7 protein-coding genes and 1 pseudogene are annotated in these 16,062 nt (G+C 55.7%); 3 read left to right on the plus strand and 5 right to left on the minus strand.

The features are described from left to right. Window positions 1-74: 74 nt before the first annotated feature. Window positions 75-1,525 (plus strand): annotated as a pseudogene (gene pyk, locus HF685_RS10170) (pyruvate kinase). 89 nt (window positions 1,526-1,614) lie between these two features. On the opposite strand, the gene HF685_RS10175 reads toward pyk, so the two are convergent. The 3 genes from HF685_RS10175 to galE all read right to left on the minus strand — a co-directional run bounded on the left by HF685_RS10175 (window position 1,615) and on the right by galE (window position 3,626). Next, the gene (locus HF685_RS10175; RefSeq protein ID WP_168819741.1) at window positions 1,615-2,247 is read right to left on the minus strand and encodes an HAD family hydrolase; all 633 of its coding nucleotides are present in this window, start codon (window positions 2,245-2,247) and stop codon (window positions 1,615-1,617) included. 119 nt (window positions 2,248-2,366) lie between these two features. Next, window positions 2,367-2,492, minus strand: coding sequence for a type B 50S ribosomal protein L36 (ykgO, locus tag HF685_RS10180; protein ID WP_011415100.1), 126 nt, complete (start codon window positions 2,490-2,492; stop codon window positions 2,367-2,369). 132 nt (window positions 2,493-2,624) lie between these two features. Then, window positions 2,625-3,626: a UDP-glucose 4-epimerase GalE gene (gene galE / locus HF685_RS10185; protein ID WP_168819742.1), complete on the minus strand. Its 1,002-nt coding sequence runs from the start codon at window positions 3,624-3,626 to the stop codon at window positions 2,625-2,627. Window positions 3,627-3,798: 172 nt separating this feature from the next. Between galE and HF685_RS10190 the strand changes: the two genes are divergently transcribed. Both HF685_RS10190 and HF685_RS10195 read left to right on the plus strand, forming a co-directional pair. Then, window positions 3,799-4,404: a DUF4136 domain-containing protein gene (locus tag HF685_RS10190; protein ID WP_168819743.1), complete on the plus strand. Its 606-nt coding sequence runs from the start codon at window positions 3,799-3,801 to the stop codon at window positions 4,402-4,404. Then, on the plus strand, window positions 4,401-5,525 hold the full coding sequence (locus HF685_RS10195; RefSeq protein ID WP_168819744.1) for a M14 family metallopeptidase: 1,125 nt from the start codon (window positions 4,401-4,403) through the stop codon (window positions 5,523-5,525). The genes HF685_RS10190 and HF685_RS10195 overlap by 4 nt, the downstream gene beginning before the upstream one ends. A gap of 146 nt (window positions 5,526-5,671) precedes the next feature. On the opposite strand, the gene HF685_RS10200 is transcribed toward HF685_RS10195, so the two are convergent. Further along, complete coding sequence (locus HF685_RS10200; protein WP_246218579.1) at window positions 5,672-8,734, minus strand: CHAT domain-containing protein; 3,063 nt, start codon at window positions 8,732-8,734, stop codon at window positions 5,672-5,674. A gap of 20 nt (window positions 8,735-8,754) precedes the next feature. Next, entirely contained in the window at window positions 8,755-16,059 is a 7,305-nt protein-coding gene (locus tag HF685_RS10205) for a DUF4097 domain-containing protein (RefSeq protein WP_168819746.1), read from the minus strand. Window positions 16,060-16,062: the final 3 nt, after the last annotated feature.

Raw genomic sequence — 16,062 nt, forward strand, 5'->3', positions numbered from 1 at the left:
TTTGTTGTTTTTATCCTGTCATGAATCGCCACGAATGAGGCCGCCGATACGGCGCGACAAAACAGGATTTTCGAATGGCATCGCATATGTTCTCCCGCAACCGCAAAGTAAAGGTGCTAGCGACCTTGGGTCCGTCCAGCGGCAGTCCAGAAATGATCGAGAAGATGTACCGCGCCGGCGTCGATGCGTTCCGCATGAATATGAGCCACGGCGAACATAAGGCCCACGCCGCCAATGTGAAATCAATCCGTGCACTGGAAAAAAAGGTGGGTCGTCCGATTACCATATTGGCCGACTTGCAGGGACCAAAACTGCGTATCGGGACGTTTGCGAATGCTCCTGTGGAATTGAAAGAAGGGGCGAAATTCACCCTCGATCTGCAAAAAAAGAAGGGCGATGCGCAGCGGGTTACCTTGCCGCACAAGGAGATCATTGAAACGCTCCGGCCGGGCAATATGCTGCTGCTTGATGATGGAAAAATCCGCCTGGAGGTCACCAAGGCAGACGGTCAGAGCGTGGAAACCAAAGTGATCGTCGGAGGCCCGATATCGGATCGTAAAGGCGTGAATGTACCAGAGGTAGTGCTGCCAGTCAGTTCGCTCACAGACAAGGACCGCAAGGATTTAACCTTCGCGCTGGGGCAGGATGTGGACTGGATCGCGCTTAGCTTTGTCCAGCGCCCGGAAGATGTTGCCGAGGCCCGGCGGCTCATCGGCGGCAAAGCGGCATTGCTGTCAAAAATCGAAAAACCGGCAGCCATCGACCGGCTCGATGAAATATTGGAACTGTCCGATGCTGTCATGGTCGCCCGCGGCGATCTAGGTGTAGAACTTTTGCCCGAGCAGGTCCCGCCACTACAGAAGCAGATTGTTGCTGCTGCCCGCAAAATGGGTCGCCCCGTCGTGGTGGCGACGCAAATGCTTGAATCGATGATTACCTCGCCCACACCAACGCGGGCCGAAGTATCAGACGTAGCTACCGCAATTTATGATGGCGCAGATGCGATCATGTTATCGGCGGAATCGGCCGTTGGCCAATGGCCGATTGAAGCGGCGACGATGATGGACCGGATCGCAGCACGCGTTGAAAATGATCCATCCTATTCCAAACGTGTCCATTTCACCGAGACACTGCCAGACGAAACAACAGCCGATGCGCTCGCTGCGGCAAGCTATAATATTGCGCGAACCATCGAAACCTCCGCTATAGTCTGCTTTACCACATCGGGCTCGACAGCGCGGCGAATGGCCCGTGAACGGCCTTCGGTGCCGCTACTGGTGCTAACACCCAATCGCAATACCGCCCGGCGGGTTGGTCTATTGTGGGGGCCCATGCGGTCATTACGCGCGATGTGACAAATTTTGAGGAAATGATCGCAAAGGCCAAACGCATGGCATTGCGGCATAAATTGGGTGAGGCGGGTTCACGATTGATCGTTTGCGCTGGCGTGCCGTTTGGGACACCAGGATCAACAAACTTGCTACATGTTGTGCGGCTGACCGGGGACGAGCTGAAACGGAAGTAGCTGCTGACCAAGCCGGAAACCTTTTCGGGAAGCCGCTCATGGTGAGCCTGTCGAACCATACTGTCCTCAGCGCGTGTCCTTCGACAGGCTCAGAATGAGAGGTCTCTTAACAAGCCCAAGTTTGACAGATGCTTTTCCAGCACCACGGCATCGACAAAAACATGCCCTTTAATCCCAAGCGCTTCACCCGCTTCGATATTGTCCGCGCGATCATCAATGAACAGGCATTGCCCGGCATTGCGATCAAACCGTTGCAGCGCGAGCCGGTAAATAGCGGGATCAGGCTTGACCAGCTTCTCGTCGCCAGAAACCACGATATCGCCGAATAGATCAAAAATCGGCGCTGTGGGACGAAATTGTTGCCAGAATTCGGAACCGAAATTTGTGATTCCAAAGATCGTAACGCCGCTATTCGACAATTGTTCTACCAGTTCCAGCGAGCCCTTTACCGGACCTGATATGGTCTCGTTAAAACGTTCGGCATAGGCCTGTATATGGGTTTCATACTCAGGAAATTGCGCAACACGTTCTGGCAGCATTTCTGCCAGCGGCCGCCCGGCATCGTGCTGGAAATGCCATTCGGGCGTTACAACGTTTGCAAGAAACCAATCCAGTTCCTCTGCATCCGCAATCAACTTTTCAAAAAGGCAGCGCAAATTCCAATGATAAAGGACATTGCCGACATCAAATATGACCGTATCGATTTTATGTGCTTCGCTCATGCTGCCTACAGAACCCGCTCGTGCTAAGCCTGTCGAAGCATCGTGATTGGTGAAAGGCGTCCGTCTTCAAGCTCAGGATGAGCGGTGTGTCCGTCCTGCCTTGTCTAGCCCAGCCCCGATTAACCCTGGCGCGCCTTGAAGCGGCGATTCGTCTTGTTAATCACATAGGTCCGGCCACGACGGCGAATTACGCGGCAATCGCGGTGACGGTTTTTAAGCGACTTCAAAGAGTTGCGGACTTTCATTTTTCTACTCCACCCTGAAGTCAGGGCTCTAAATTTCCATTTTCGTGAAAGCGGGCTCATATGCCATCAGTCCGCGTGCAGACGGTGCAGTTAAGGGCGGCATCGGCCAAAGTCAAGCATTGTAAGCGCCCCTTACCCCTGAATTTCGCCCAATTTGCGCTCCCACGCCAGTGCATGGGTGACAATTTGATCGAGGTCGGCATATTTTGGCTGCCACGGAAAGCTTCTCATGATCGCGCTATTGTCGGAAATCAGCGAATCGGGATCACCTGCCCGGCGCGCTTCCATTATACGGTTCAGTTTCAAATTGGTAACCCGGTCAACCGCGTCCAGCACCTCGAGCACCGAGAATCCCTGGCCATAGCCGCAGTTTAGCAGGTGATTTTGCTGAGGTTCGTCTATCAATGCTTCCAGCGCCAGCACATGGGCGGCGGCAAGATCGAATACATGGATATAATCACGCACACCCGTGCCGTCCGGGGTGTCATAATCCGTTCCGAACACCGCAACGCTCTCGCGCTTGCCAAGAGCCGCTTCCACCGCAATTTTTATAAGATGGGTCGCACCGACAGTGGATTGCCCGGTGCGTCCTTCGGGGTCCGCCCCGGCGACATTAAAGTAGCGCAATGCGCAAAAATTCATATCATGCGCTGCGGAAACATCCCGTAGCATATGTTCGGTCATCAATTTCGACATGCCATAGGGGTTGATCGGTTTTTGCGGGGTGTCTTCGCTGACCGGGCTGACATCAGGAATCCCGTAAGTCGCGGCGGTCGAGGAGAAGATGAAATGCTTTACATCCCCGTTGACCGCAGATTCGATCAGGCTTCGGCTCTTTGCACTGTTGTTATCGTAATATTTGAGCGGATTTTCTACCGATTCGGGCACCACGACCGAACCTGCAAAATGCATGATCGCGCCGATATTCTGCTCTTCGATGATCTTTGCGACCAACGCGCTATCGGCAATATCGCCTTCATAAAAAGCGACATCCTCAGGGACAGCCCAGCGAAAACCGGTCACCAGATTATCAACAACCGCAACCGGCCATCCCGCATCCCGGAGAGCGAGCACCGCATGGCTGCCGATATACCCGGCACCGCCGGTGACTAAAACGGTTAGGCGATCTGGCATTTATTGTCCTTAAATAGTGAGCAGTCGATATGCTTTGGAGCATCGATAACTGGAAAAACTATGCATCCGATTAACCAAGCCCGAAGATGGATGCAATTTTTTACCTCGCAAAGGATCATTTTGGTCTATTGTCACTTCAAGGGCACGGTGAAAATGAGTTTGGAGTTTGGTTATGTCACGTTTTCATAAGCTTATCGGTAGCGCCGGTTTGACCTTTGCCCTGGCGGCCTGTGTCGCGTCGATGCCGCCTGTTGAGGTCACGCGCTTTCATAATGCCGACCGCGAGCCTATTTCCCGCGGTTCTATTGCGATCGGTTCGGTGATCGATGAAAATAGCAACCGTTTGCTGGAACAGAAGACTTTTGAAGCTGCCGTGATGCGCGAATTGCAACGCGTAGGCTTTACCGATACAGGAAATCAAGCCGCTGCCAGCGAATATATCGCGCGCGTCTCGATCGATCAGGCAAGGATCACCGCAGCAGGCAATCGCTCTCCAGTTTCTGTGGGTGTTGGCGGCAGCACTGGCAGCTATGGTTCCGGCGTTGGACTTGGCATCGGCATCAATCTTGGCGGAAGGCCGAAAGATAAAATCGCTACCGAATTGTCAGTACGGATTGCGCGGCGCTCCAACAGCGATGTTATCTGGGAAGGGCGGTCTTCGGTTGAAGCCAAAGAAGGTTCGCCTGCTGCACAACCAGGCCTTGCTGCATCTAAATTGGCAGAAGCTTTATTCAGGGACTTCCCCGGAGAGGCAGGAACCACTATCAGGGTTCCATGACCATCCAGATCACCAGCGCATTCGATAGCGGAAATATCGAAGTTCACGAAATTGACAGCACGTCTGCAACACTCTCAATCCGCAAAGACAAGGATAGTGATTTTTTCCAGTGGTTCCACTTTCGCGTCACCTGCGAAATTGGCGACGAGTTGTCGCTCAATATCACTGGTCTGAAGGAATCGGCCTATCCGCAAGGCTGGCCAAAATATGACGCGTGCGTGAGTGAAGATCGCGAATATTGGGGCCGCGCTGATTCCAGCTATGATGAAGCCATAGGAACACTGTCGATCAAATATATCGCGGCCAGCAATATCGTCTGGTTCGCCTATTTTGCGCCTTACAGCATGGATCGCCATCACGATTTAATCGCCGAGGTTGCTTCGGTCGAAGGCGTCATCTGCCAGACATTGGGCCATTCTCTGGAGGGCCAGCCAATTGACTGCCTGACCCTTGGTAATGGCGAGAAAAAAGTCTGGCTCTACGCACGCCAGCATCCCGGCGAAAGCATGGCCGAATGGTGGATGGAAGGCGCACTGGAAATGCTCACCGACTATGCTGACCCGCATGCGCGGCGGCTGCTCGATAAATGCACTTTCCATATCGTGCCCAATATGAATCCGGATGGATCGTGCAGAGGGCATTTACGAACCAATTACGCTGGCATCAATCTCAATCGCGAGTGGCATGAGCCAAGCGTCGAAAAATCACCCGAAGTGCTATGCGTCCGCAATGCGATGGATAAAACCGGCGTTGATTTTGCGATGGACGTGCATGGCGATGAAGCAATTCCGGCGGTTTTTATCGCAGGCTTTGAGGGTATTCCTTCAATCACCAAAAAGCAGCTCGAACATTATCACACATATCGCGACCGCCTCGCCCAGCGCACACCCGATTTCCAGACCAAGCTTGGTTATCCGACGGCAGCCAAGGGCAAAGCCAATCTCTCGATGTCCACCAACCAGGTCGCCGAACGCTTTGGCGCGGTGGCGATGACGCTGGAAATGCCGTTCAAGGATAATCGTGATTTGCCCGATGACGAGCAAGGCTGGTCGCCCGAGCGTTCAAAACTGCTCGCACGGGAATGCCTTGCGACACTGGCGGAACTGATCGACGACATCTAACTGGTTGGCGCGCCTGTTGGGCTTGAAAAAGCCGTTCGTCCTGAGCCTGTCGAAGGACTTGTCGTGTGTTTAATGATCCCTCCACAAGCTCAGGTTGAACCGAATAGTTGAACACACAACCTCAAACCAAATGGGCGGGCCTAAGTTTATTGAATCACGACTTTCGCGCCATCACCGACCAATATGAACGCAGCCCAATAATAGGGATGCGAGGTTAGTGGATCATCCATCATCTTGCGCTGGGTTTGCGCCAGCGATTGGCCGACAGGCAACGCTTGGCCGACGGTAAAAATTCCGGAAATCAGAGTTTTGGTTGCATCAAAATCATCCGGTACCGGCCAATGGCTGGCCAGTACGGAACGCGCTCCGGCACCAACAAAGGCTCGCACCAAGCCGTCCAGCGCATAGTTGCCGCCGCTGGAAATCCCCGCCTCCCGTGACGCTGCCACGGTTGCCAGGCCAGCTGTATCGCACGCTGACAAGATCACCAGATCAGCATCGAGACGCAGGTCGAATATTTCCTTGAAGCTCAGCAGACCGTCGGAATCGCCGCCGCCAAATGACGTCAGCAAGGCCGGCCGGGCCGGACATTGCGGGCGCGGAGCGGTGACTAGCCCATGGGTGGCAAAATGGACTATTTTATAATCGTTGAGATCATCGCGCTGGAGCAGCGCCGTATCACTAAACCCTTGGCCAGTGACGACATCGCTACCTCGACTTCCAAGCCGTGTCTGTGCCAGATAAAGTTCAGCAGAAGAAATCGGGTTCTGCCAAGTGTTGAGCGGCCACGCGCATCTGTCCTCTATCGAGCCCGAAGTTTGGTTCGCGGGCATCATCGAGGGTTGCGGTTCCGCATTTTGGCCGACCCCGAGATACTGTTTTTTGGCGCGAGCCGGAGCGATATTGCGAATATCGGCAAAGGCACGCTGCGAAACTGCAATCGACACGGATTTATCGCGGCCCAGCCAATCAATGCCGGTGAAGTTAAACGCGTCTGCATCAATATCGAGCGTCCGTTCAAGATAGTCATCGACGGGCTTTTGCTTGGTAACCAGCAACGTCGGAGGAAGCTGGAGCAGCGCCCCATCCGGCTCATAAATCAGATGATCGATTTTCTGCAGTTCGTCTTCCAGCTCGCCAAATAATATCAGATATAACTCTCGCGCTTTCGCGACGTCAAAAGGATAGGTGGTCGGGGCTCCATTTTCAAAAACAACAATGGAATCCCGCAAAACCGCTACCATGTCAGACAATTCCGAAACGCTGGCGGACAAGCGCACCGAGCGCAGGCCATCGGGCAGGATTAATTGCGCATAAGCCTGCTCTTCGATCATGCTGACCTTGTAATAGCCCTCGCCGGGACGCAACAATTTTTGCATTTCGTCCAGCTCGAGCCGGCTGGATGACAACACGCGATACTGGGAAAAATCTCCGAGCCGGGATTGCAACGCCGTCTGTTCTTTCTGCAGCGTCTGGAGGCTTTCCTGTGCTTCGGCCAGTGCTAGCTGCCCCGCAGGGGTGAGTTCCGGCAACGAGGAAAGCCGCGCGATATCAGCGCCGGTTCGGGCAATCGCGCGGGTCCGGGACACGGTCAGACGAAATAGAGCCGCGGCTTCGTCATCGCCTTCTGACAATTCGCGCGCAAACACTGCTTGGGTCTGGGCGACTCCGGGACGCTGGAGTAGTTGCGCAGCATGATAAAGTTTCGGGCCAACGCTGTTGTCGCTGGCAATGCGGTCTCCGAGAAGCTGAAAATAGGGAGCCAGCAGGTCTTTCATGGAAGCAGCCGCGCTTGGGATATCATCGCTTTCCTGCACAATTTCTTCAAACAGCGCCAGCGCCTCATCTGCCTTGTTCTGACGACCAAGATAGGAAGCAAGCCGGGCTTTGGCTGTTAGCTGCGCAGGACTTTGGGGATAGGTTTGAGCGGCAAAGTCTACCGCTTCCTGAAACGCACTCACAGCTCTTGGCTGATCGCCTTGAATTTCGGCAATAAGTCCAAGCTCGTAACGCGCCTCCATCATCAGCCATGCGATGGAACTGACCCGGCCTTCCCGCACCGAGTCCAGCATGGTGATAGCCGATGACAAGGCGGGAATTGCTTCGTCATAATTGCCCTGCATGCGCAGCGCGGAGCCTTGGATCTGGCTCGCCTGACCATCCAGAATTACGGCGGTTTCTGCTTCGCTTAAACCTGTGCCAACCGCACCGAGCAGCTTAAGGTCATCATTGGCCCGGTTAATCTGCCGGGCCAATTGCTCCGCGATGATGCCGCTACCAATATCGCCATCAACGCTATCATCCACCAATACGGCGACCGGTTTGGCCAAAGCTACCAGCGCATCTTCCGGCCTATTCTGGTTAATATAATGGATTGCTCTGAAATTGCGGATCAGTCGCTGGGTTACGCCATCATCCGGCGTGACGGCCTTTTCAGCCTCGTCAAATAATTCGTCCGCATTCGGGAAACTGCCGAGATTGGATTGCTGCAATCCCTGATTGGCAAGAAACTCCGCGTTGCGACCGTCGCTTATTTCGTCATTGCCGAGCAATGTTTCAAAAAATTCGGAGGACTCGGAGAAGCTCCCGCTGTTGTTCAATTCATAGGCCTGTTTGCGGGCTGCACCTGCGCCCAGTTGCCCGGCCCTGATCCGTGCAAAAGCCGCCGGATCACTTAGCGAGGTGGTCGCAACATCAACGCTGCCTTCTACCGTGCGGTCTGTAAACAAAGACGCCAGCCCGAGCTGGAGGGCGGAATCATAGCCCTTGAGACCTTCTGCCATCAGAATCTTGCCGCGTTGCTGAACGGCATAAAATTTCCGGTCAACCGACTGGGTGGTGTCGAGACATTCCAGCACCGTGACATTGCCCAATGTCTCAATCTGCGAATCTTGCGGTTCTGTGCATTGCAAATCAGCGGCTTGCGACCGGAGAAAATCGGCCAGCGGCATGTTCGCTTCATTGCGCAATACCAGCATGGAACCAACCGCACTGGCAGCGTCGCGGCACACGATTTGATACGCACGATCAAACATGGAACGCAGCCGTTTATCGGTGGCGCTATATTCTGCCGAACAAATCACCCCTGCAGAACCAATACGAAAGCTGCTTTTCATGGAGAGCGGATCGGCTTGCGCATGGACGACGGCTGGCTCGAAAAGCAAAACCGCCGCCAAAGCTGGAGCGGCCCGCCGGGAAATCTTGGCCATCGTTTGTATCAACGTTTCCATCATAGGCCTCCTTCGCTTTCGATGCCAGGCGGCGGCGATGGCTCGTTCCCCAGATCACGGCTGATAAAGTTGGGATTACCGCTGCCGGTTATCGGATCAGCAATGATCGGCGAGCTAGAGAGCCGCTTGGTGTTGACCACCGGAACATTGGGCGCGATCGGACTTTTCTTGCCGGTGGCTTCGGGTTGCAGTTCAGCGGCGCGTTCTTCCTCTTCCTGATCCTCGGATTCGCCTTGTTGATCGTCTCCGTGAATTATTTCGCGGACATCCGACGCGATGGTATCCGGTTCATCTTGATCCCCATCGGGTTGCGGCGAAACGGGATCGGGACCGGGGTTGGTCGGTGGAGGTGCAGGCGGATCAAACAGCGTGCAAGTTCCCCCGCTCAGCAGGCAACCATTAGCGGTCGCTATACTGGCAAAGGTGCCGCCCTGCCCGGATTGCAGCACAACCGAATTACGGGTGGTTGCGTTCTCGAGGAAAGACCCGGCACTCAGTATCCGGCCATTGACGAATACGTCCGTCGCCGGGCTGTTCAGCGGATTGCCGAAATTAGACAGCGTCAGGCCACCCGCACCAGCGGTAAACCCGCCGCGTAGCGCCGCGGTGTTGCTGTTCTGGATAATGATCGAACGGTTGCCGTTAATGGCAATTGCGCCCGCTTCAATATTGCCTTCCGGCCGGTTCGTACCGTCGGGCGCTGCGATCGCATCTTCCCGTCCTGCAAACGCGGAGTTAGCCGCTAGCTGGCTCAGCAATGACTGGGTGCCGACCCACAGATTCTGGGCCGAAATATCCAGCCTGCCAGCTGCCGCACCGTTAGCTCCTAGAATACGCAGTTGCCCACCCTGATCGGTAACTATCTCGACCCGGCCGGATGCCCGCAATGAAACCATGTCATTCACCCCGGCATTTTCGATCCGCGCGTTACCGATCAACCGGATGTTACCCGGCGAATTGATGAACAGATCAGAGGCGAGCAAGTTAGCATTCGCGCCGCCAAGTGAACCTTGCAGGGTGAAGTCCCGAATCGTAATATCGGCAGCAGGTCCAGCGATTTGCTGCGCGTTGAACCGAATCGTCCGCGAGCGCAGTTTCGTCGCTTCAATCGCGCTCAGATTATAACCGCCGCCCGTACCGTCGCCACCAAAGATGATCGGTTGACCAATGCCCAATGCGTTAATTTCAAGGTCATTCGTGTTTGTGCTGCCAAGACCGCCATTGGTACCAATGACAATGTTGGATGATGTGACAGTGATATTTGCCGCGTCAACAAGACCTCCGAACGTCGCGGTGCCGTTCGTATCAAAGCTTGCCGATTGGTTCGCCGTTACAACGCCGGAAATTGAAATCCCACTTGATCCATTGACGTTGACGCTAGTACCCGCAGAGATGGCCGCTGTTTGAATGGCTCCGTCACCTGTCGTCATTTGAACCGCGCCATTTGCGCTCTGGATTGAACCGGCGTCAATATCACCGATACCGGTGGTTAAACTTATATCATTTCCAGCTGATATATTCCCGGCATTGATCGCTCCGCTTCCCACCAGCGACAAGGTCGCCGCATTGGTGACGTTAATATCCCCGACATTGAGATTTTTTACACCAGTTATGTTAAGATCAGACGCTTGGACCCCGCCGATAACGATATCCCCGCCGTCTATAGTATTTGCAGTGACCGTCGCTCCGTTTGCGGCGGTAAGATTGCCGACTGTAATGTCACCGATATTTGTCACGATGTCTATCAGGCCCAAAACACTGGTTATATCTCCCGTCAAGATCGAAGCCGTCAGTCCGAGACCCGGATTAGCCATGCCGGTCAGCGAAATATTGCCATTGGACAGCAGGTTGCTGGTCGTGATGGTGCTGCCGCTTTGCAGGTTTATACCTGCGCCTGCGGCGATATTGGCCGTATTGATCAGGCCTTGCGCATTGACACTAAACTGACCGACAACGTCTATGTCCGCTGCAAAAACAAAGTTTCCACCCAGATTCAAAATGACATTATTGCCGATATTGAGTTCATCGACGGCAGGACCGAAAGGTGAAACATCCTGATTATTGCCCAGCCCTGCGTTGACAATAAGGTCATTACCAATATTTATCTCGCCGCTGCCAATGGGTATCAAATTAAATTCATTGTCGCTGTTGATGGTTACGTCACCGGCAATATCAATAATGCCGTCAATCGCCGCGACAAAGGCAAATGGTGCAAAAAGATTGCGATCGACGTCAGTACGCTGCGTTAGTCCACGCGTTTCAATTATGGCACTGGCAAGTTGAAGATCGCCGCCAACTGCGGAGACACCAGACGAGCCCATAAAGCTGTTTTCGCGAATATCGCCAACACCCAGACCACCCTGGCTCGTAGCACTACCACTATAGGCGTTGCCCGTGACAAGGCCACGACCCAAATTGTCCACAAACCCAAACGTCGCTGACAGTGAGGTTGCGAAACCTTCCGCTATACCTCCTGCGCTTCTGCCACCTGCAGCATCAACACCGCCATTGCCTCCGACAGCACGACCGGTCAACGTCGCGTCGTTAAACGAAACACGCATCGCGCGCGAAATGATGAACGGACCAGCTATGGACAAACCCTGCACCAAAGTCCCTTCGCGAGCCGCGCCGCCGGTGCCGCCAATTGCAGTACCACCCTGCGCGTTGCCACCGTTGCCGCCGATTGCGGCCAAATCCATAATAATATCGCCAAATTCTGCAAAACCGGTCGTACTGGCACCATTATCGGTGAAAGATCCCAAGCCCATGGACCTGCCAAAGGCATCGCCACCATCGCCGCCATTTCCAAAGACACCGCCCGCATCGGCAAGGCCGCCCAAACCGCCCGCGCCGGCGGTGGCAACGCTACCCATCGTAACGTTACCTGCGCGCAAAATGCCATTTGCCGCGTTAGCACCGATGAACATAATTCCAGTGGTGGCATCGCCGCCATCACCACCATCCTGTCCCGCAGCACCTGCGGCTCCCGCACCGCCGATTGCGCCTGTACCACCCTGGCCGCCGACAAGATCACCCGAGATAACATTGCCGAGTCGCAATTCACCGGTCGCCGGAATACCTGCAAGCCCCGAGACCAGGTTGATAGCTCCACCGACACCATCACCACCATCACCGCCGCCGCGAATGATATTGCCGCTTGCATCGACTTCGGTTGCGGCGTTTCCGCCGGTGCCAAAGGCGCTCGCGCGCAAATCTCCAGTCCCTGATGTGAAATCAATCAATCCCACAGCTGCAGCTATAAGAACCTGACCCCCAATGCCATTCCCGCCAGTTACAAATCCTTCGCCGCCTATTCCATCTGCGACAAGGGAAACGTCCGACGTGCCATTAATTGTCCCGCCACCGGCGATTACATTTACCGTACCGCCGGTTCCGGTGCCGCCAAAATCGGGGGCGGGCAATCCCGTAAATGAGGAATTTGTAAATCCGGAAGCTGTCGAGAGGAAACCCCCCGCAATGTTTATCGTTCCGCCGCCATTGGCCTGCGTTGTTGAAAGGCCCCCGGTGCCATCGCCGCCCGAGAAACCAATGCCACTGCCTATACCGCCAAAGCCACTCGAAGCCACCCTCAGGCTGATAGAACCCGGACCGGTTGAAGGGGCCAGCGCATTGATAATTCCCGGCCCCTGCACAAATGCCTGCGCGTTTCCACCGTTTCCGTCACCGCCATTGCCGGTGCCACTGGTCACGTTTCCGCCATTGCCACCAGCTACAACCCAAATCTGCTCGTTGAATGTGAGGGACCCATCGGTCGTGTAAATCCTCGCAAAACCACCCGTACCATTGCCACCGGTCCCGCCGGTGCCGCTGACGTCGCCGCCAATTCCGTCCGCCCTGACTTGGGAGAAAACCGGGCCAATGTTAATTGTGCCGCCCCCTACGGAAGGGTCAGCCGCGGATACGTCAGCAAAACCGCCGGTCCCGTCGCCGCCAGAATTCAATCCGGCTCCGCCTCGCCCTTGGGCCCGCAACTGGACACCGCCATTGACGGTAACGATACTGTCGCCAATGGCCGCGATCTGGGCCGTTCCACCAAGGCCGTTGCCGCCGTCAGCACCGGAGCCGCCTTCACCAACGGCATCCAGCGTAGCTTGCGCGCCAATGGAAACACTGCTCGTTCCGCTCGTCAATATGCTCGCGAAACCACCGGTACCATTGCCGCCCTGTGCGTTGCTAGCTCCTCCGGTTCCCTGAGCGTTCAGGACCGCAGATTGCGCAATATTTGCGGTGCCGCCACCACTGCTGAAAATTTGTGCCGTACCGCCAATGGCGTTACCTCCGCTCGCACCCGTGCCGATGCCACCAACGGCGTTGGCACTGGCGTTGAGCGTACCGCCGATTGTAATGGCACCGGTTCCGATGGTGCCAATAATGGCCGAGCCACCGGTCGCGTCTCCGCCATCGGTTGTTGTGCCTGTTCCCGCGCCACCAATGCCCGCGGATCGCACCGTTGCATTGCCGGTAATCTGCGTCAGCCCGGTGTCCGCACCGATATTCGCAAGCCCGCCGATGCCATCGCCGCCAGAGATACCGTCGCTTGCACCGCCCTCGCCCTGCGCACTGATGAACAGCGCGCCATTCAGAACAATAGTCCCGTCATTGGAAACAAAACGGGAATCGCCGCCGGTTCCGTTACCGCCAAGTCCGCCGCCGCCCATGCTTGCGCCGCCGATGCCGTCCGTCGAAATAACCGCTGATTGGCCTGCAGGAACCGTGATATTTACGAGTCCCCCTGTTCCTTGCGAAATTGAAGCTGTGCCACCGGTTCCATCGCCACCGCTAGTTCCAGCAACCATTCCATCACCACCGAAACCGCCGGCCGAGGCAGTTGCGCCTTGGCCGATAGTGATAACACCATTGCCGGTCGCAACAAATTGTGCGTTGCCGCCCTGTGCATCTCCGCCCCGGCTATTTATTCCACCATTGCTTCCGGTCGCAACAGCGGTTGCAGAGACAACTGCTATTCCGGTTACATCCAGGGTTCCGCCATTGGTCGCCGAGGCAATACTGGAGCCGCCCACCGCATTTGCGCCATCTTGCCCCGCGCCAACCACCTGGCCGAGGCCCTGCGCAAACATGTCAAGATTGCCGCCAATTGATATAGCGCCGGTATCTGCTTGCAAGGCGAGCGTGCCGCCTTGAGCAATGACCGCGCTGTTGTCCGATCCGGATTCTCCGCGCCCGAAGGCACTCATCGAGACAATCCCGCCGAAATTCATCGCGCCGCCGAGCGCCAGAACCTGAGCCGAGCCGCCGATCCCTGAACCGCCATTATTGCCCGCACCAACGGCGGCAGATCCCGAGCCATCGGCCGACACTATCATGTCGTTGCCGACATCAATATTGCCTGTGCCAACCAGATTCATGGTAAAGGTACCGCCCGTGCCATCGCCGCCGTTGCGGCTTGTCGCAAACTGCGTGCTGCCGCCAAAACCCGACACATCGGCGGTCAAACCACCGCCCACCGTCAAATCACCGGTGCCCACCGTGATATTAATCTGCCCGCCGGTGCCAGTGCCAGCCGCAGTCGTGCCGCTGGCATTGACCTGGCCGCCTCTGCCCGTGGCCGAAACCGAGAGATTACCGCCAAAACTAATATCGCCGTCGGTAGCAAAGATATTTATTGCCCCGCCAGTGGCATTGCCCGCAGTAGCGCTGCCCAGTTGGACAATGCCGCCGGTTGCCGTGCTGTTTATGTTGGCATTGCCGCCAACCGACAATGTGGAACCGGCGGAGCTGGCAAATATGATATTGCCGCCCACAGCATTGCCGGCGCTTGTCTGGCTGGTCAGCAATTGATCTGCACCATTGGCTTCCACCAGCACGTCAAGATTACCAAACATATTAATTGCGTTGCCATTGTCCGCGATAACGGCGATCGTGCCGCCCTGAACTGTGCCTGCCGGATCAATGCCGCCAAGGAAATCGGCGTCGGTGAACGAGGTGAGCGACGTATTGCCGCCTATCGAGATATTGCCAAGACTGGCATCGATAACGACATTTCCACCCAAAAAGTTGGCGTCTCTGAACCCGTAAACCAAAGTCGAAAGGTCAAGGTCGCCAACAATGTCAATCGTCCCGCCCAGCTGGGTGGTTAGCGAGGCAAGAGCGCCCGCATTCATCGATACATCCCCGGCAAAACTCTGGGCCTGCCCCAGAGAATTTATCCGGATCTCACTGGCTGCAAACGGATTAACCTGCCCCTGGATATCGGCATTATTGGTGGGGCTGGTGATCTGGATATCGTGCCGCAGGGCGCCTGCCGTGCCAGCCAGATTTGTATAGGTTGTGTCATTAACGTCATAGCCACCGGAGAGGACAACGACGCCGTTATCAATGTTCACGCCCGTCGCCATATCAAACCCGAGCTGGCCTGAGCCTTCAATCAGCATGGTGATGGCATCGTTCTTGGCAACCGAAACCAGATAAGCGCGGCGCGCGCCGGTATCATCGATAAACCGCGTGGTGCCATCGTGAACCAAAGGCGTGTCGGAATTCGCGTTTGAGCCCACCGTGGTCTGGATATTGAACAGGCCGCTATTGAACGTAAGTGTCGTCTGTTCTGCGGCCACATAGGCGGCACTGCCGTTGGTGCTGACCGTGCCGGACTGAATTATGGCAGGTGCAACAAGGGCGACATAGCTGCCGGGATTGGACGTGGTAATCTGCGCGCCAGCTTGCACGGTAATTGCCGCACCGGAATCAGGCACGCTGTTAATCGTAAACTGGTTCGGGTTAGTGATAACACCGCTTCCGCCAGTGGGATCACCGGCCGCGAGCAGCAAGTTTCCGACATCAATCACCGCCGTGGAGCCAACGACGATACCGCCAGGACTATAAAACCAAACCGACCCGCCGGGTGTCGTAGGGCTTGCTTGCAAGCGGCTGATTATTGTGCCGTTCAGCTGGATAGCCCGGCTCGGATCAGCCGCAAAAATCCGGTTGAGCACCGTGAAATCGGTAATACCCAAGCCACCAAGATATTGTGCGATGGTGCCCGCAAACTGGAAATTGATCGGACCGCCAGTGCCCATATCATTGGGGATAAAATCGAGCACTGCCGTGTTGCTGTTGATCGTATAGGTCTCGGTATTGGGCGTACCGGTACGATCAAAAGTCACGCTACCCGAAGCGATGGTGGGATCGCCGGCGTCATAGCTATTGCCGCCGCCAGCAACCTGCGCATTGGCGGCGCTCGCCGCCGCCAGCGCCAATGTCGATACCAGCACATGCTTGCCGAGACTGGAAGCAATGCGCGATTTTCGTGTCGAAAAACTGGTCATTTC

Source organism: Parasphingorhabdus halotolerans (genome assembly GCF_012516475.1).
Taxonomy (GTDB): Bacteria; Pseudomonadota; Alphaproteobacteria; order Sphingomonadales; family Sphingomonadaceae; genus Parasphingorhabdus; species Parasphingorhabdus halotolerans.

Coding starts and splice junctions, on each gene's coding strand:
- HF685_RS10175 (WP_168819741.1), bottom strand. CDS start 2,247: ATGAGCGAAGCACATAAAATCGATACGGTCATATTTGATGTCGGCAAT.
- ykgO (WP_011415100.1), bottom strand. CDS start 2,492: ATGAAAGTCCGCAACTCTTTGAAGTCGCTTAAAAACCGTCACCGCGAT.
- galE (WP_168819742.1), bottom strand. CDS start 3,626: ATGCCAGATCGCCTAACCGTTTTAGTCACCGGCGGTGCCGGGTATATC.
- HF685_RS10190 (WP_168819743.1), top strand. CDS start 3,799: ATGTCACGTTTTCATAAGCTTATCGGTAGCGCCGGTTTGACCTTTGCC.
- HF685_RS10195 (WP_168819744.1), top strand. CDS start 4,401: ATGACCATCCAGATCACCAGCGCATTCGATAGCGGAAATATCGAAGTT.
- HF685_RS10200 (WP_246218579.1), bottom strand. CDS start 8,734: ATGGCCAAGATTTCCCGGCGGGCCGCTCCAGCTTTGGCGGCGGTTTTG.
- HF685_RS10205 (WP_168819746.1), bottom strand. CDS start 16,059: ATGACCAGTTTTTCGACACGAAAATCGCGCATTGCTTCCAGTCTCGGC.